Below are 18483 nucleotides of genomic sequence, written 5' to 3'. Positions count from 1 at the left end.
ATGACTTAACCATCACGTATTTTGGCGTTTGACACCTTAGGAGATAAAGGATGAAACTATTCAAATCTGTTAGTGCATTACTTGTCGCTTTCTTTATGGCTTTCACGCTAGCTGCTTGTGCACCAACCGATAAATCTGAAGGCACTGGTGGCTACATTGATGATACTGTCATTACGACTAAAGTAAAATCTGCCCTACTGGCTGAGAAAAACCTAAAATCAACTCAGATTAGTGTTGAAACCTTTAAAGGACGCGTGCAATTAAGTGGCTTTGTCGATTCTAAAGCAGATGCAAATAAAGCCATAGAGGTCACTAAAAAAGTAAAAGGCGTCCAATCTGTCATTGACTCAATGAAAATCCGCTAATACATCATCAATCAACCATTATAAATATCAGCTCAAATTGGGCTGATATTTATATCAGAAATATGTCTTACATATTTCCTAAAAATAATAATTACGTTACTTTAATACATTAACAATTGTTGGTATTTTGTTATTTTATCGTTATAAAAAATAGAGGTTATTATTTTCTATGAAATCGTATAATAGATAAATTACATTTTTAGTTAAAAAAATATTCCTAATTTGTATCCAAAAAAAATCCGAGAATAAATATTCTCGGATTTACTACTACATTCCATTTCAAGTTAGGCATCTGCCTATTATGCATCCTGCAAATTCGATTAGAAGCGGTAACCTACGCCAAACATAAATACGAATGGGTCAAGGCGAGTATCAACTTTTTGTTGAGCGCCGTTAAATTTAAATTTAACATCCGTATCAATATCCATCCACCAAAGAGAGGCGTTTAACATCCAATTTTCAGTCAGCATGTAGTCCATACCGGCTTGCGCTGCAAAGCCCCAAGAGCTAGACAGGTCAAGGTCACTCAAGCCCAGCTGTTTTGCCCCTGAATTAAATTTCTCATCAAAGAAGAAAGTATAGTTAATACCTGCACCTAAGTAAGGGCGTAATTTATCTTCTTTACTACCAAAATAATATTGTGCCATCAAAGTAGGTGGTAAATGATGAACTGTCGCAATATTGCCTAATTCACCTAAACTAACTTTATGCTCGAATGGCGTTGCAGCTAATAATTCCACACCGATATTATCGGTAACCATGTAGCTGAATGTCAGCCCTAATTGAGTATTATTATTTGCATTAAAATGACCTAGGCCACCTAATACATCATCAGAGCCTGCATTCGGACGGACAGTTGCAGTACCTGCACGGAAAATAAAATCGCCAGCTTCATGAGCAAATGAAGCAGCTGGTGCAAGCGTTGCGGCAGCTAAGACAAGCGCAGTGAGTTTTTTCATTATTAATCCCATTCCTGTGTTTATTATTTTGGTTTAAATATACCGTTTAATTTTATTTAATGTTCAAATCAAGATCACATCTTTTAATAAAGATAACCTAATCTGACTAAGTTGAATTTATTATTCCATTTATAATTTTTTTGATTTTGATGTAAATCAATTTTTGTTATATATACTTTAAAATAAGAATTGATTACCTCGCTTTTAAATTTAATACACCACTTAAAGTTGTATTTAAAATATCCCTTAATAAAGATAGTAAAAATAAATGAAATCGCCTTTGCTAATCAGCCTTCACGCTGACTGCTCCTTTTTTGCTCACCCCCAGTCTTTTCTGATCTTTCTCTACCTATGCGATAGATACTCAGTTACAATCAGCTAAAATTTTATCCCGTTTGTAGATAGGAGCAGTTACATGTCCATTTCGGCCAACTCACTCATCAATGATAGTGTGAATTTTTTCAAAAATCAGTTAGGTGGCCTATTCACAATAGCGCTGTTAGCAGCTGTTGTGAGCGTTATTATTTACGCTATATTGATACCCGATCCACAACTTTTTGTGACTTATCTTGAATCTCTTAAAAAACTCACTGAAGTAGGGAGTCAGGGCGCCCAATACTGGTTGGAAAATATGACAGATAAAGAAAAAAATGCGATCATCCATGTTTTCTTTGGTACACTCCTCCCCACTATCTTAGGTAGCACCATATTAATTTGTGGGGTTTTATCCTATATCAACCGTCTTTCACGTGGTGAAGATATTACTGCTATGCAAGCCCTATCCTCATCATTGCCAAAAATCCCTTCTATTTTTTTACTCGTCCTCATTTGCTCTTTGCTTGTGCAGATAGGGATTAACTTGTTTATCGTTCCTGGGGTTCTTCTTGCAATTGGCTTTTCCTTAGCCCCTGCCGTGCTAATCAGCGAAAATGTGAGTCCATTTAGCGCAATAGGTAAAAGCTGGAAAATAGCCTATGCAAATTGGCGTATCATCTTACCTATGATTATGATTTGGCTAGCATCACAAATGCTGGTCGCTTTACTTTTTAATATGTTTGAACTGAATTATATCGTATCTAACGGGATTTCATTTTTTGTCAATAACCTGATTGCAGCCTTTGTCCTGCTTTATTTTTTCCGCCTATATATGCTGGTGAATCTCAAATAGTGTTGTTCACTGGCACCATAAAAAAACTGCACCTAGTTATTATTAGGTGCAGTTTTTCATTTTAAATCGAAACTAGAGCGTAACTTGTTCTTCCATCTCTTTTATCTGTTTTTGTTGCTTACTTTGGATCAAACGGATAGCAAAATAGATATCAGGTACGACTAACAGATCATCATCTGAGCGACTAATTTTATTTTTCTCTAGCCAACTGTTGATTGATGTTCTTCTCCCCGCGAGTACTAACGTCACTCCTTTTGCCTTTAATCCAGTCACGATATCGTTCAAGGCCGAAAAAACACTCACATCATTATGAGTGAAACTAACAGCAGCATCGACAATCACCCATGCAGGACGTTTAGGCTGGTTATCCAAATGCTTATTTAAACGCTCTTTAAAATAGTTAACGTTAAAATAGGTCAATGGAGAGTTAAACCGGTAGATAAGCACGTCTTCAACAGGTTGAACGCCATTATCTTTAGAAATCGAATGCAACATTCCTTGGTCATCGACCCCTAACAATTGGTCTGTTGGGCGGAAAATAACCCTGATAAATTGTAATAACCCCAGTAAAACTGCCAATCCCACGCCGTTAATCAACCCTGCCACCAGCACTGCACCTAACGTAAAAATGCTCAGTGTAAAGGCTTGCTTATTACGTTTACGCATCGATAAAATATTACGAAAACTAAGTAGTGACCATGTCGATACAACCAGTACCATTCCCAACGCTGGCATTGGGATGTACTCTAATAGATCAACCGAAAATAAAAGTACGATTAAAATAGCTAACGCCGCAACAATAGAGACGAGTTGGGTTTTACCTCCCATCATATCATTAACGGCAGTACGGCTGCTGGCGGCACTTACAGCAAATCCTTGTGACAACGCTGAGGCGAGATTTGCCATTCCCAATGCTCGTAACTCTTGATCGGCATCGACAGAATAGTCATTTTTACTTGCAAAACTTCTTGCCGTCATCATAAAACTAACAAAGCTAATAACGGCTAAGTTAAGTGACGGAGTGATCAGGTCACGCATTAAACCAGGATCAAACTGCGGCATTGGAATAAAAGGTAACCCCTCACCTAAATCCCCTACAATACTGATACCATATTTTTCAATATTAAACACATAACTGACCAAGGTTGCCAAAACCATTGCAATTAATAGTGATGGCCACAGATTACGTACTTTTTTGATCACAATGATAACCGCGAGCGTCGCAACTGACATCAGTAACGTAGGAATATGACTATCTAATAGCGCGGTAGGAAACGCCACCAAACGTTCAATAAAACCGCTCGGTAACTGAGTAATACCAAATACTTTCCCTATCTGGCTGACAATAATAGTTAATGCGACTCCATTTAATAACCCTTGCAAAATAGGTCGTGATAAAAAATCAGCAAAAGTTCCTAACCTAAATCGTGCGGCAATTAAACACCAAATCCCTGTCATCAAACTCATGACAATTATCAATTGCCATCGCGTCGCATCATCCCCCATAGCTAAAGGACTGACCGCCGCAGCGATTACCGCACAAGTCGCCGCATCGGGACCAATAATTAACTGTTTAGATGTGCCAAATAATGCGTAGATAATCATTGGAAAAACACAGGCATATAACCCTATAATCGCGTTTATTCCCATGAGTTCGGCGTACGCAATTGCAACAGGCAAAGCGACTGCAGCAACCGATAACCCCGCTTTTATATCAGGACCAAAATCAGCAAAACGATAATTAAATAACGTTTCTAAGCCGGGCATCCAGACAAACAGTCTCGCCTTTATCATTGTCGGAAAACTCTCTAAAAATTAATGAGTTAAATTATTATAAATACTATATATATCCGATATATTAAAGATTATCTATCACTTATCTCAAATAAAAGTAAAATAGTGCAAATATGATTGGTAACAAAGCATGTTTATTGGTAAAAAGAAGCAAATTTTTAACAATTAGCGCAAAAATCAGTTAAACTACCCCATTATTTTTTATGCAAGGCCTCGGTAACCACGGTTATGAAACAACTTATTGATTTTATCCCTCTGGTGATATTTTTTATTGTCTATAAAATTTATGGTATCTATTATGCCAGTGGTGCTCTATTAGTAGCGACGCCTCTTGCGTTACTCGCAACTTATTTAATTTATAAGCACGTCGAAAAAGTGGCCAAAATCACCTGTCTGATTGTGATGATTTTTGCTTCTCTCACTCTTATTTTCCACACGGATTCTTTTATAAAGTGGAAGGTGACCATTATCTATGCACTGTTTGCACTGGCATTATTGATTAGCCAATGGTTTACTGAAAAACCATTAATTCAACGTATGTTAGGCAATAATCAAGAAATTAGGCTGCCAGACAACATTTGGGTCAAGTTAAATAGTGCATGGGTGATTTTCTTTATTGCATGTGCTGCGCTGAATGTTTATATCGCATTTTGGTTGCCTTTAGATGTTTGGATGAATTTTAAGGTATTCGGTTTAACCGCTGGCACTCTGATTTTTACTGTGCTCAGTGTGATTTATATTTATAAAAATATGTCCAAAGAGCCTAGAGAGCAGCCAACAGAACAAACTAAAGAAGAAAAATAAACGTATTAAATAAAAAAACCTGCAAAAGCAGGTTTTTTTGTCTTTAACGTCCTTTACCTAATGCTTGTTCGATTTTCTTATCTGTATTGTATTGCGATAATGCATACACTGACCAAATCGCTGCTGGAAGCCAACCGATTAAAGTAATTTGTAAGATCAGACAAATAATACCTGCAAATGGGCGACCAATAGTAAAAAATTGCAGCCACGGTAGCAAAATTGCCAATATCAATCTCATGTCACCTCTCCACTACAGACTTAAAAACCTAAGATATCGCCATTGTAGACAGTCAACTTTCAATATGAAATATAAAAAACACTTCTTGCAGTTTCTTTGCATTTTTTTAGTCTATTACATTGATTATGTTTATGGTTTACCCTGCATAATAAACAATTAAAGCTCCCCTTTGCTGTTTTTGGCAGCAATGAAGTCGTCGAAACATGATTCATCGTGACGAATACTCTGAATCTAGTTTATGATAAAAAACGAATTTGAATCGTTTTATATTTTGATAAAGAGTTTGATATGCAATTACCAAACGGGGAATTAGTTCTACGTACTTTAGCTATGCCTGCCGATACAAATGCAAATGGGGATATTTTTGGCGGCTGGCTAATGTCTCAAATGGATATAGGTGGCGCGATATTAGCCAAAGAGATCGCGCTGGGTCGTGTGGTTACTGTGGCGGTGAATGGTATTAAATTTCAAAAGCCCGTCGCCGTAGGTGATGTGGTATGTTGTTACGCTCGTTGCTTAAAAACGGGCAAAAGCTCCATTACCATTAATATTGAAGTATGGGTTAAAAAAGTGGCAACGGAGCCTGTAGGCCATCGTTATCGTGCAACCGATGCCGTTTTTACCTATGTTGCCGTTAATGATGATAATACACCTCGTGAACTGCCAAAAGAGAAACAGCATTTTCAGTTAGAAAGCACTGAATAGCGCCTGCATATCTATCGCCCTTAACGATAACCCCCCCACAACACTCTCTGTTATGGGGGTTTTATTTAGGGTCTATTTTGATTATTGCTTTAAACTTGGCTCACCGTACCATCAATTTTAAAGTAGATTTCTGTGACATAACCTTTTGCTGGAAGTTTTTCAAAAACCCAACGGTTCATCGCGCGTTTTACATCACGTTCAAATAAACCTTTAGGTGAAGATTCTACAAATTCAATATTCGTAACGCGGCCATCTTCAGTGATGTCATAACGTACTTTAACATAGCCATCTTTACCTAAGCGACGAGCGCGGTCTGGGTATGCAGGTGCCTGCTTGCGTAGCGCTTTAGGGCCACGACGCTCTGACGATTGAGCACTGTTCGTTGCCCCTTTGTTATTCGCCATGACGTTGGTATTCGATTTAGGTGCCCCTGCGTTAAGATTAGATAACGGTTTCAGATCATTTTTCGCTAACTGTTTCTCAACAGGTTTAACATCCTTTTTGATTTCACGCTTTTCTTCTTTCTTAGGTTTTGGTTTTTTCTTAACTTCAGGTTTCTTTTCTAGCGCGATCGCAGGTTTTACAACAGGCTCAGGCTCAACAATCGGCTCGGGTTCAGGTTCTGGCTCGGGTTCCGGTTCGGGTGCAGGTTGAGGTTCAGCGGCAGGCACCTCCGCTGGTTCATCTGATTCAAACGAGACCATGGCAACCGTTATTGGCTCCACCACAGGGGGCATTTTCGGTTGATTGAAAATCCATGCCATAGCAAGCCCTGCGTGAATAGACAATGAAATGATAATAATAAGAGGCCAACGGATCCAACGCATAAGAATTTTCTACCCTACGACTTTAAACCTTAAGAATATGACTGATAGTTTAAATGCAAATAGCAATCATATTCAATAAGGTTTGTCACTCAAAGCGAAAATTGTGAAACCGGACCTCAATCTTTTCACTCACTCCACTGGGTAAATAGCAAGGAGCGACGGCGTTTGTAGATATCAAATTTTCTTATCGCGTAAATAGTCATATTGCGCCTTGAGTGCCCTTCAAGCCAGCGACGACGGCGACGTAATGATTGTCTCAACATCCGCCAGCGACCAACTTCATGCCTACTACGTCTCATTTTTCTATCCTTTTATTACTGAGTTTAACTACGTATGAAATTGGCAAAATATTATAGACCTTTGGTCACGCTAGCCAAGAAATACCTGTCATTTGATAAAAAAACCGTTCGAATAACGATGTTCATGATGCTAAAGGGGAACTTATAAATAGAATTAATTGTTTTTTCACCATTAATCTATAAGATTTAGCAAAGCTTTTACGATGAATGTTTGCTAAATTCTATCAGTGTTAGCATCAATTTTTATTTTTTATCAAATCTGTTTCATTTTTTGACTATTTTTACACTCTCCAATTTGTGAGGCATGTAATCGATTATGGCAACTGTGTATACGCTATTGAGCTGGTTATTATTTTTCGTCTATTGGCTAGTCATTGCAGCAATTACCGTTCGAATCCTTGTTAAACGACGCCCTGTCACTTCAGCGATGACCTGGTTACTGATCATCTACATTCTGCCATTGGTCGGTATCATTGCTTATATTGCCTTCGGTGAGTTGCATTTAGGTAAACGGCGGGTTGATAAAGCGCAACAGATGTGGCCCTCTGTGGCAACTTGGCTCGAGAATTTACGTCACTCTAAACACATTTTTGCCACTGAAAATAGTCCTGTTGCCGAGCCACTGTTTCAATTGTGTGAGAAACGGCAAGGTATTGCTGGCGTTAAAGGCAATCGAATTCAATTGATGACCACTTGTGAAGAGTCATTAAAATCGATTGTCAATGATATCAATAATGCACAGCACTCAATCGAGATGGTATTTTATATCTGGCAACCCGGGGGATTGGTTGATGGTGTCACTGAAGCCCTACTCAATGCCGCTAAGCGAGGTGTCAAATGCCGTATTATGGTTGACTCGGCGGGTAGCTGGCATTTCTTCCGTAGCGATTACCCCGATAAAATGCGTGCGGCAGGTATTGAGTTTATCGAATCCTTAAAAGTCAATTTAATGCGTTTTTTCTTACGCCGCATGGACTTGCGTCAGCACCGCAAAATTATCGTGATTGATAATTATATTTCATATACTGGAAGTATGAATATGGTTGACCCTCGCTACTTTAAACAGGATGCAGGGGTCGGTGAATGGGTGGATATCCTTGTGCGTATGGAAGGCCCTGTCAGCACGACATTAGGTATTGTCTACGCCTTTGACTGGGAAATGGAAACGGGGCAACGTATTTTGCCACCACCCCCAGACACGAATATTATGCCATTTGAGCAAGCTAACGGTCACACCACTCAAATGATTGCATCTGGGCCAGGGTTCCCTGATGAGTTGATCCAACAATCACTGATGACGGCTATTTTCTCTGCCCGCAAACAGCTTATCATGACGACCCCTTATTTCGTGCCGAGTGATGATCTATTGCACGCGATTTGTACTGCTGCCATGCGCGGAGTTGATGTCAGTATTGTTATGCCAAGGCAAAATGATTCATTTCTCGTGCGCTGGGCAAGCCGTTCGTTTTATACTGAACTACTTGAAGCTGGCGTGAAAATTTATCAATTTGAAGATGGCCTGCTACACACTAAGAGCGTTCTGGTCGATGGTGAACTAAGCCTCGTTGGTTCAGTTAACTTAGATATGCGAAGCTTATGGCTGAATTTTGAAATAACTGTTGTGATTGATGATAAAAACTTTGGTAGTGACCTTACTCTTGTTCAATATGATTATATCGCACGTTCCACACGCCTTGAGATAGAAGAGTGGGAGCAACGGCCTTTCTGGAACCGAGTTGTTGAACGTTTATGCTATTTCTTTAGCCCGTTATTGTAATTTTTTATTTTAGGAACTGTCATGACTAAGCCACAATCCATTAAACTTATTGATGAAGATGAAATCATTGAGATAGCCTATGACCTGTTCCTTGAGCAAGCAATGGATAATTTAGAGCCAGCCGATCAGGTTATTTTTGCATTGCAATTTGAAGAGTGTGGCGCGGCTGAAATTGTTCCTCTCAGCCAACATTGGCAGGATGTTATTCAGCCTGATTTTGATTTAGATACATTGAGTGAAGTGATTATTGGGTTGGCGCAATCCGATGACGATGAAATTGCTGACATTTTTGCCCGCATTTTAATTAGCCGCCATCCAGCCCAACCTTTTCACCATATTTTATGGAAGCGCTAGTTTCGTTAAACATGCCGCAATGAAGATATAGCAACCTGCTATTATGCTATTAAAAGTAATCGTGAATTTAAATTCGCTAACCGCGCCCTAGCCTTTGAGTTAGGGCGCGATTTTTATGGTCAATATCAATAAATGATCCCAAGAAAAATGCCAGTCAGCATCACTAACTGGCATTCTAACTAGGCATACAAATCCGTTATAGTGGATCGACTTTTAAACAAGATACCGCATGTTTAAAGCTCCCTTCTAATAAAGGTTTTGTTTTAGCACAGCCTTCATCAGCAAGTGGACAGCGAGTTCTAAATACACAACCTGAAGGCGGATTAATGGGTGACGGCAGTTCCCCTTCAAGTAATTCAATGGTTTTATTTTTTTCCTTGTCAGGATCAGGAACGGGTACCGCAGACATTAGTGCTTTGGTATAAGGATGAAGTGGATTGTTATACACTTCATCATAGGTGCCTAATTCAACGGCATTTCCCAAATACATCACTAATACACGGTCAGAGATATGTTTGACGACCGCGAGGTCATGGGCAATAAATATTAAGGATAGGCCCATTTCCCTTTGAAGCTCTTGTAATAAGTTAACGACTTGCGCTTGAATAGAGACATCAAGTGCAGAAACAGGCTCATCACAAATGACCAGTTTAGGCTCAAGGATCAATGCCCTTGCTATCCCAATACGCTGGCACTGCCCCCCTGAAAATTCATGGGGATAACGGTTAATCAGATTAGGTAATAACCCTACCCGCATCATCATTTTTCTGACCTTTTCGATCACTTCAGATTGCGGCATTTTTGGATTATACGTTTTCAGTGGCTCGGCAATAATGTCGCCTATCGTCATGCGAGGGTTCAGCGATGCCAAAGGATCTTGGAAAATCATTTGAATATCGCTACGTATATCCCGCCACTGTTTTTCATTTAATCCTAATAAATTATTCCCCAGCCAGCTCACAGAGCCGCCTGTCGATTTTACTAAGCCAATAATGGCACGTGCGAAAGTTGATTTCCCGCACCCTGACTCCCCAACAACACCTAATGTTTCGCCTTCATACAGACGTAACGTCACGCCATCAACAGCTTTTAAGCTTTTATCAGGCTGCCAGAACCACTGTTTTTTATCTCGAATAGAGAAATGCACTTTTAAATCATTGACCTCGAGCAAAACTGGCCTATTTTCATGTTGTGTCATACCAGCTCCTCCACCGGCTTAAAGCAAGCTCTTAATCGACCCGCTGAAAATGCATTCAGCTCAGGCTCTTGTTCAATACATTGTGCATTCGCATATTGGCAACGTGGCGAGAATGGGCAGCCTTTTGGTAAGCGCAATAAGTTAGGAGGGTTACCCGCTATGGTCGCTAGGCTTTCATCATCGCCATCCAAACGCGGCACTGCGGCAAGTAGCCCTAATGAATAAGGATGAGAGGGTTGATAGAAAATATCTCGGGCTGAGCCATACTCCATAGTGCGCCCCGCATACATCACTAACACTTTGTCACACACGCCAGCGACGACCCCTAAATCATGGGTGATCAAGATAATAGCGGTATCAAACTCTTTTTTCAGTTCATTTAACAGAGTCATGATTTGTGCTTGAACCGTGACATCTAACGCGGTTGTCGGCTCATCGGCAATCAATAACTTAGGCTGACACAATAACGCCATCGCAATCATAACCCGTTGACGCATCCCCCCAGAAAACTCATGGGGATACATATTCATTCGTTTACGTGCTTCTGGCATTTTAACGGCATCTAACATGCGAACAGATTCCTCAAATGCCTCTTGCTTACTCATCCCTTTATGTAGCATTAACACTTCAGATAATTGTGTGCCAATCTTTAAATATGGATTGAGAGAGGTCATCGGGTCTTGGAAGATGATAGAGATTTCTTCCGCACGCATCTTATTTAACGCTTTTTCTTTTAAATTTAAAATTTCACGTCCGTTAAATATCGCTGAGCCACCTATTTTGCCGTTACGCGCTAACAGCCCCATTAATGCAAATGCTGTTTGTGATTTTCCTGAGCCTGACTCACCGACAATACCCAGTGTTTCGCCAGCACGTAGTTCAAAATTCAACTTGTTGACTGCGGTGACATCACCATCAGGAGTTGAAAAGGTCACATTGAGATCTTTTACACTCAAGAGAGGGTTAGATGATTGAATATTAGACATAATAGCTCCCTCTAACGGTCTTTCGGGTCGAGGGCATCACGTAAACCATCGCCGATAAAGTTAAAACAAAACAGAGTTACTACTAGAAAACCCGCGGGTATCAGTAATAGCCATGGCGTCACTTCCATTGAGTTTGCCCCATCACTCAATAACGCCCCCCAGCTACTAAGCGGCTCTTGTGTCCCTAACCCTAGAAAGCTTAAAAATGATTCAAATAGGATCATACTTGGCACCAGTAATGACGCATACACCACAACCACACCTAATACATTAGGAACGATATGGCGCAAAATAATATGGCGAGTACTCACCCCACAAACTAAAGCAGCCTCAATAAACTCTTTGCGTTTCAGTCCTAAAGTTTGCCCACGAACGATACGCGCCATATCCAGCCAAGAAACCATCCCTATCGCAACAAATATCAATAAGATATTTGTACCGAAGAGTGTTACCAACAAGATCACAAAAAACATAAATGGAAATGAGTTTAAGATCTCCAACAAACGCATCATGATGGAGTCCACTTTCCCGCCAACATAACCTGCAATAGAGCCATATAAGGTACCAACAACCACAGCAACCAATGCAGCAGCCACCCCTACCATCAGAGAAATTCGTCCACCAATCGCTACCCTCACCAAAAGATCACGGCCAGAGGCGTCGGTGCCAAAATAGTGACCACTTGCCAAATCAGGAGGCATCGACATCATTTCCCAATCAGTATCATCATATAAAAAGGGAGATAACATGGGGGCAAAGATGACAAATAAGGTGATCAAAAATAGGATAAAGAGGCTAAAAATTGCCGCTCGGTTATGCATAAACCGACGTCGTGCATCCTGCCATAAACTGCGCCCTTCAATATCTAATTGCTCAGAAAGCTTTTCCAGAGCTTCACTATTTTTTTGATTTAATAACATAGCGTTCTCTCCGGACTAATAGCGAATTTTCGGGTCGATAACGGCATACAGCACATCGACAATAGCGTTAAAAGTAATCGTTAATACGCCAACTAAGATTGTTAGGCTAAGCACCAAAGAGTAATCACGGTTCAACGCGCCATTAACAAACAATTGCCCTATACCTGGTAAACCAAAGATAGTTTCAATAACCATCGAACCCGTAATAATCCCCACAAAAGCAGGCCCCATATAAGAAAGCACAGGGAGTAATGCTGGTTTTAAGGCATGTCGTAAAATGATCGTACGCAGTGGTAAGCCTTTTGCGCGTGCTGTACGAATAAAGTTGGAGTGCATGATTTCAATCATGGAGCCACGCGTAATACGCGAAATGCTTGCAATATAAGCTAGTGATAATGCCACCATCGGCAAAATCATATGTTTGAGGTTACCACCATCCCAGCCACCACCGGGGAGCCATTTCAAATGAATGGCGAATATCAGCACCAATAACGGTGCCACAACAAAGCTTGGGATGACAACCCCCGTCATGGCGAACCCCATGACTGTAAAATCCCATTTGCTATTTTGATTCAATGCGGCAATAACCCCCGCTGTCACACCAAAGAAGACGGCGACGATAAAAGCAGTTGCACCTAATTTCGCAGACACTGGGAAGGCTTTTGCCACTAAGTCGTTAACGCTGTAGTCTTTATATTTAAATGATGGACCAAAGTCACCTTTAGATAATTGAACTAAATAGCTGAAATACTGTTTATACATAGGGTCATTCAGATGGTATTTCGCTTCAATATTTGCCATAACTTCAGGTGGTAATTTACGTTCCCCCGTAAAAGGGCTGCCTGGTGCTAAACGCATCATAAAAAATGAAATTGTAATAAGAATAAAAAGTGTCGGGATCGCTTCAAGTAAACGCCGTAAAATAAATTTTAACATTGCCCTTTCCTACTTCCGTTGCTTAGTCGGACCAATAATCATATTGTTATCCGGCTCCGAAGAGCCGGATTATTATTGTTAGTGCTTGATAATATAAAGGTCTTTTGTATGCAGGTTGTCTAGCGGGTCTTTTCCTGTATACCCACCTACATACGGCTTAACTAAACGAGTATTAACATAGTAATAAAGAGGCACAACAGCGGAGTCTTTATCTAGGATTTTTTCTGCTTTATTGTACAAATCAGAACGTTCTTCATCTGTTTTCACTTGCAAAGTCTGCTTCATCACCGCATCAAATTCTTTGTTCTTATAGTGAACCGTATTATTACTACTATTAGACAGTAACATATTGAGGAAGGAAGACGGTTCATTATAGTCAGCACACCATCCTGCACGTGCGACATCATAAGCACCTTGGTGTCGGCTATCTAAGAAGGTTTTCCACTCTTGGTTTTCCAATTTCACTTCTGCGCCGATATTTTTCTTCCACATTGATGATGCAGCAATGGCAATACGTTTATGTAAATCGGAGGTGTTATACAGCAGGTTAAATTTCAACGGATTTGATTTATTATAACCAGCCTCTTCAAGTAGCTGTTTCGCTTTTTCATTGCGTTGCTCTTGCGTCATGTTGGTATACCAATCCGGTTTTTCAGTTTTCATGCCACTGGTAAATGGCGGTGTGAAACCATATGCCGGAATATCCCCTTGAGCCTTCACTTTATAGGTGATCACATCCCTATCCATTGATAGCTTCAATGCCTCTCTGACTCGAGGGTCATTAAATGGCGGTTTTTCGTTATTAATTTCGTAGTAATAAATGCACAGATATGGGTTCACGCGTAACTCATTAGGCATGCTTTTTTGTAGGCTCTTAAATTGCTCAATTGGTAAATTGCTATAGGTCATATCAATTTCACCGCTGCGGTAGCGGTTAACGTCAGTCACCTCTGAAGAAATCGGCAGGTAGGTCACTTGATCGATAATGGTATTAGCGTTATCCCAATATGTTGGACTACGCTCAAGAACGATACGTTCGTTAACGGTCCAATCTTTTAGTTTATAAGCACCATTGCCTACAAAGTTTTGTGGTTGCGTCCATTTAGCGCCATATTTCTCAACCACTTTTTTATTAACCGGTGACATTGATGAGTGGATCATCAATTTGGGGATATAAGGAACCGCCTCACTTAACTCCAGCACAAGAGTATGATCATCCAATGCTTTAACACCCAGCTCTTCGGGTTTTTTCTTTCCGGTAATAATGTCATCGACATTCTTAATGTGTGCATATTGTAGATAGCTCGCATAAGGAGAAGCGGTATCAGGGTCAACGATACGTTGGAAACTATAAACGAAGTCTTGTGCTGTTACAGGGTCACCGTTTGACCATTTAGCCCCTTCACGAATTTTAAACGTCCACTCTTTAAAATCTTTATTTTCCCAACTTACAGCTGAGCCAGGTAAGATTTCACCATTAGGACCTACGACCGTTAAACCTTCAAAGAGATCACGCGCTAAAGCCGATTCAGGAACACCTTCAATTTTATGTGGATCTAGGGATTGAGGTTCAGAGCCATTATTACGGACTAACGTTTGTTTTTCTGCAAGTTCAACACCAGCAGGCACTGTAGCGGCAAAGCTGCTCGCTATCCCCCCTGTCATCAATCCAGCGGCAACACCTAAAGCAATCATGGTTTTATGAATGTGTTTACTCATTTTATCCGTTACTCCCATACCATATATTATGGTGACATTGTGGATTAATATGTTTACCCATTCGGTAAACTGTTTTTTTAATTATTTAATTACTATTTATTATCTTGATTTATATATAACCGTTTAATATCCATATTATCAAGAGGGTCTTTTCCTTTGAATCCACCAACCGAAGGTTTAATTAAACGCACACTGACCCGATAATAGACGGGAATAATCGCTGAATCTTGATCGAGTAGTGCTTCCGCCTGCTGATAGATTTGTTTACGACTGGCGTCATCTGGCGCGCTCAATGCCTTTTCTAACAAAGCATCGAATTTTGAGTTTTTATAAAATGCGGTGTTATTACTGCTATCTGACGACATAATATTTAAAAATGCCGATGGTTCATTATAATCAGCGCACCAAGTCGCACGCACAACATCATAGTTACCATCATGGCGACTCTGTAACGACGTCTTCCATTCTTGATTTTGTAAACTTACCTCGGCCCCAATATTTTTTTTCCACATTGAAGCTGCGACGATAGCCTGCTGTTTATTTTGATCGGATGTGTTATACAGAAGTGAGAATTTCAGTGGATTTTGCGCATTGTAACCCGCTTCTTCCAAAAGAGCCTTTGCACGCTGGTAGCGTTTTTCATTACTCCAATTTGCCCACTCTGGTGGGGAAAAATCGCCATTATTAATGAAAGTAGGTGTAAAACCATAAGCAACAATTTGCCCTTGTGCCATTATTTTATTCGTAATGGTTTCCCTATCTAACCCGAGCTTTATCGCCTCTCGCACTCTCGGATCGGTAAATGGTGGTTTGCTATTATTAATCTCGTAGTAGAACGTACATAGGTAAGGACGAATATATAATTCGTTCGGCCGTTCTATTTGCATTTTTTTATAAAGAACAGGCGGAATTGCGGAATTACTGATATCAATTTCACCGCTACGATAACGGTTTACATCACTCACTTCTGAAGAAATAGCTAAAAATGTCGCTTCATCAATTTTACTGTTTTGATTATTCCAATACTGTGGATTACGCTTCAAAACAATCCGTTCATTGACAACCCATTTATCTAATACATAGGCTCCATTGCCGATAAAATTTTTGGGCTGAGTCCATTTATCGCCATATTTTTCAATCGCCTTTCTGTTTACGGGCTTCATCGCCGTGTGATTAAGCATATCGATAAAATAAGGTACTGGATGGGTCAACGTGACTTGCAAATGTTTCTCATCCAACGCTTTCACACCAAGAGACTCAATTGGCTTTTTACCTTTTAAAATTTCAGAAGCATTCTCAATATAGGCATTTTGCAAGTAACTTGAATAAGGAGAGCCTGTTTTAGGGTCAGCTAACCGCTGCCAGCTATACACAAAGTCTTGTGCAGTCACTGGTGTACCATCGCTCCACTTGGCATTATCTCTGAGAGTAAACACCCATGTAGTATAATTATCATTAGTCCAACTTTCGGCAACACCGGGTGTCACCTTACCATCCACATCCGTATAAACGAGCCCTTCAAGAAGATTAAGAATAATATTGCTCTCAGGGATCCCTTCGACTTTATGGGGGTCTAATGACGAAACCTCTGTGCCGTTATTAATGGTAATCGCTTGCTTAATCGACGCAGACACTGGATCTGCATTAGTGTGTAATGCAACTAAAAATATAGGTAGTGAATACAAACTCTTGGTAAAAAAATTCATTATCACCCTCAACGGTTATTTGGTTGCTACAACAAACTTCAGCATCCTATCTGGTTATTTTGTTTCGCGTCATACCCTGAAACTTAGAGTATTTCCCTTTGGATTAGTTTTAATAATCCACTTTTGGCCTCTCACATTTTTGTTACAAAATGTTAAAATTGTGTAATCACCCGCAAACTAGACAAGCCTGTGTTAAACTAAAAGCGTTATGATTTTATTGTATAAATAGATGATTATTCTGTTATTCATCTATTCGCGCAATTGAGACTTGTTTAAACATATCATTAACATTGAATAAATTAAATAGCGCAAAAATTTACTTGGCTCACATTTCCTTACTTTTTATGCCTTATTTAGCAAAAAATGCGACATATTATTATAAGAAAAGGGAATTGAAATCAGCACAAAATAACAGCAGATTAGCAGGCAAAAGATAATCTATTTATGACTATCATTTAATAGAATAACACCATCATTTTTTATTAGTGATACCTATAAGTTAAAAAACGATAATGGTGTTTATTTGTTTGGCGTTTTTTTAATCGGAATATTATTACTAATGTAATAGACACTTATAGATCACCATATAATAGTGATCTATGAGCAAGAGAATTAGTATGTCAAAAAATGATTATAGAAGACCGGGAAATATTGCTTTAACCCCCGTAACAATAAACTCTATTCCCAGAGACATCAGAAGCAGTCCCATAATTCGCGTCACCACGTTAATCCCTGTTTGCCCTAAGTAGCGAACAAGCAATGATGCCGAGCGGAACAGTAACCAACAGCAAAATGCAAACACAATACTTGTCAGCGCCAGACCGATAAAGTTTTGCCAACCATGCCACCGAGATGACCAAACGATACAAGAGCTAATTGCCCCCGGCCCTGCCATTAGCGGTAATGCAAGTGGTACTACCCCGATACTATCTCGCACTGCTGTTTCTGTTTTCTCTTGTTTATTTTGTTTGTCTTCACCGATTTTCCCACTGATCATCGACATTGCAATCGTTACAATTAATATTCCACCCGCAATGCGGAATGAATCGATAGAAATACCAAATACTTGCAGAATTGAATCGCCGATTAATAATGATGTACATAAAATGATAGCGACAGAAGTATTCGCTATCGTATTTGTTTTGTTACGCCCAGCGCTACTTTGATAATTAGTCATGCTAATAAACACAGGCAGAATTCCCACTGGGTTTACTAACGCAAAAAGACCAATAAAAAATTTTATATAGCCTGATAAATCAAGTAATCCTGCACTCACGCATCAGCACCTTTAAATAATCAGATTTAAGAAAATCACAGATAGTTAAAGTTTATCACTAAATAAATAAAATAGATTCTGCTAAGTTTTATTTTAGCGGTTACTGTTAGTTATTCGCTTAAACTTCATGCAAATAATATGATTTTTTAGCTCTTTTTATTCGTTATCAAAAAATATTGTGTCTAATTTCAACAAAAAACATGCATTCCCTCAAAATAGGCTTGCTGAAAGGAGTCAGCTTTGGATTTTTGTGATCTAGATCACATCAATAAACACAAATAATGCTAATCTATTCTTAACTGATAGAGGGAGTTAATTTAAGAAAAGTACGCTTTTCACCTTGTACTAAAAGCTTTTTAAGCCAATAAGCGGATAAATAAAATATGTTAATAAATATAAACTATAATTTATCTACTCAGTTTTTAGCGTTTTAATGTTTCAAGAAGCACTGC

General features: G+C 39.5%; 18 protein-coding genes. 6 read left to right on the top strand and 12 right to left on the bottom strand.

Translation table 11 applies throughout. The annotated features are described in order from the left end of the window. Positions 1 to 50 precede the first annotated feature (50 nt). Positions 51 to 365 carry a BON domain-containing protein gene (locus tag PSF11_RS06170; protein WP_004920212.1) on the top strand — a complete coding sequence of 105 codons (315 nt, stop codon included), beginning with the start codon at positions 51 to 53 and terminating at the stop codon, positions 363 to 365. Between the two features lie 320 nt (positions 366 to 685). Here PSF11_RS06170 and ompW read toward each other — a convergent pair whose 3' ends face one another. Continuing rightward, complete coding sequence (gene ompW, locus PSF11_RS06165) at positions 686 to 1324, bottom strand: outer membrane protein OmpW (protein ID WP_014656056.1); 639 nt, start codon at positions 1322 to 1324, stop codon at positions 686 to 688. A gap of 415 nt (positions 1325 to 1739) precedes the next feature. On the opposite strand from ompW, the gene PSF11_RS06160 reads away from it, so the two are divergent. Further along, positions 1740 to 2492: a YciC family protein gene (locus PSF11_RS06160; RefSeq protein WP_072502289.1), complete on the top strand. Its 753-nt coding sequence runs from the start codon at positions 1740 to 1742 to the stop codon at positions 2490 to 2492. Between the two features lie 72 nt (positions 2493 to 2564). Here PSF11_RS06160 and PSF11_RS06155 read toward each other — a convergent pair whose 3' ends face one another. Continuing rightward, a complete protein-coding gene (locus tag PSF11_RS06155) occupies positions 2565 to 4286 on the bottom strand; it encodes a SulP family inorganic anion transporter (protein WP_072502290.1) in 1722 nt (573 codons plus the stop codon). Positions 4287 to 4514: 228 nt separating this feature from the next. On the opposite strand from PSF11_RS06155, the gene PSF11_RS06150 reads away from it, so the two are divergent. Beyond that, positions 4515 to 5090, top strand: a complete 576-nt coding sequence (locus tag PSF11_RS06150) for a septation protein A (protein WP_060561050.1) — start codon at positions 4515 to 4517, stop codon at positions 5088 to 5090. A 43-nt stretch (positions 5091 to 5133) separates the two neighbouring features. Here the strand turns inward: PSF11_RS06150 and PSF11_RS06145 are convergent, their stop codons facing one another. Continuing rightward, positions 5134 to 5328, bottom strand: a complete 195-nt coding sequence (locus tag PSF11_RS06145) for a YqaE/Pmp3 family membrane protein (RefSeq protein WP_004920230.1) — start codon at positions 5326 to 5328, stop codon at positions 5134 to 5136. Between the two features lie 288 nt (positions 5329 to 5616). Here PSF11_RS06145 and yciA point away from each other — a divergent pair, with 288 nt between their 5' ends. Then, positions 5617 to 6033 (top strand): acyl-CoA thioester hydrolase YciA, encoded by a 417-nt coding sequence (yciA, locus tag PSF11_RS06140; protein WP_004920237.1) that lies wholly within the window; start codon positions 5617 to 5619, stop codon positions 6031 to 6033. An 89-nt stretch (positions 6034 to 6122) separates the two neighbouring features. On the opposite strand, the gene PSF11_RS06135 is transcribed toward yciA, so the two are convergent. Together PSF11_RS06135 and PSF11_RS06130 are read right to left on the bottom strand one after the other, a co-directional pair. Further along, positions 6123 to 6860 carry a TonB family protein gene (locus tag PSF11_RS06135; protein ID WP_004920238.1) on the bottom strand — a complete coding sequence of 246 codons (738 nt, stop codon included), beginning with the start codon at positions 6858 to 6860 and terminating at the stop codon, positions 6123 to 6125. A 125-nt stretch (positions 6861 to 6985) separates the two neighbouring features. Next, positions 6986 to 7159, bottom strand: a complete 174-nt coding sequence (locus PSF11_RS06130; RefSeq protein WP_004920240.1) for a YciY family protein — start codon at positions 7157 to 7159, stop codon at positions 6986 to 6988. 316 nt (positions 7160 to 7475) lie between these two features. Between PSF11_RS06130 and cls the strand changes: the two genes are divergently transcribed. Further along, positions 7476 to 8936, top strand: a complete 1461-nt coding sequence (cls, locus tag PSF11_RS06125) for a cardiolipin synthase (RefSeq protein WP_004920244.1) — start codon at positions 7476 to 7478, stop codon at positions 8934 to 8936. A 21-nt stretch (positions 8937 to 8957) separates the two neighbouring features. After that, complete coding sequence (locus tag PSF11_RS06120) at positions 8958 to 9290, top strand: HI1450 family dsDNA-mimic protein (RefSeq protein ID WP_004920246.1); 333 nt, start codon at positions 8958 to 8960, stop codon at positions 9288 to 9290. A gap of 196 nt (positions 9291 to 9486) precedes the next feature. Here the strand turns inward: PSF11_RS06120 and oppF are convergent, their stop codons facing one another. The 7 genes from oppF to PSF11_RS06085 all read right to left on the bottom strand — a co-directional run bounded on the left by oppF (position 9487) and on the right by PSF11_RS06085 (position 18031). Further along, entirely contained in the window at positions 9487 to 10488 is a 1002-nt protein-coding gene (gene oppF / locus PSF11_RS06115) for a murein tripeptide/oligopeptide ABC transporter ATP binding protein OppF (protein ID WP_004920250.1), read from the bottom strand. Then, positions 10485 to 11474, bottom strand: coding sequence for an ABC transporter ATP-binding protein (locus PSF11_RS06110; RefSeq protein WP_004920252.1), 990 nt, complete (start codon positions 11472 to 11474; stop codon positions 10485 to 10487). Before PSF11_RS06110 ends, oppF begins: the two co-directional genes overlap by 4 nt. 11 nt (positions 11475 to 11485) lie before the next feature. Further along, entirely contained in the window at positions 11486 to 12394 is a 909-nt protein-coding gene (gene oppC, locus PSF11_RS06105; RefSeq protein WP_014656062.1) for an oligopeptide ABC transporter permease OppC, read from the bottom strand. A gap of 15 nt (positions 12395 to 12409) precedes the next feature. After that, positions 12410 to 13330, bottom strand: a complete 921-nt coding sequence (gene oppB / locus PSF11_RS06100) for an oligopeptide ABC transporter permease OppB (RefSeq protein ID WP_004920256.1) — start codon at positions 13328 to 13330, stop codon at positions 12410 to 12412. Positions 13331 to 13408: 78 nt separating this feature from the next. Continuing rightward, the gene (gene oppA / locus PSF11_RS06095) at positions 13409 to 15049 is read right to left on the bottom strand and encodes an oligopeptide ABC transporter substrate-binding protein OppA (RefSeq protein WP_014656063.1); all 1641 of its coding nucleotides are present in this window, start codon (positions 15047 to 15049) and stop codon (positions 13409 to 13411) included. 92 nt (positions 15050 to 15141) lie between these two features. Continuing rightward, positions 15142 to 16755: an ABC transporter substrate-binding protein gene (locus PSF11_RS06090; RefSeq protein WP_036940383.1), complete on the bottom strand. Its 1614-nt coding sequence runs from the start codon at positions 16753 to 16755 to the stop codon at positions 15142 to 15144. Between the two features lie 631 nt (positions 16756 to 17386). Beyond that, positions 17387 to 18031, bottom strand: a complete 645-nt coding sequence (locus PSF11_RS06085) for a YchE family NAAT transporter (RefSeq protein ID WP_014656065.1) — start codon at positions 18029 to 18031, stop codon at positions 17387 to 17389. Positions 18032 to 18483: the final 452 nt, after the last annotated feature.

The organism is Providencia sp. PROV119 (assembly GCF_028482435.1).
GTDB classification, from domain to species: domain Bacteria; phylum Pseudomonadota; class Gammaproteobacteria; order Enterobacterales; family Enterobacteriaceae; genus Providencia; species Providencia stuartii.
This window is presented reverse-complemented; position numbering and strand designations above follow the sequence as displayed.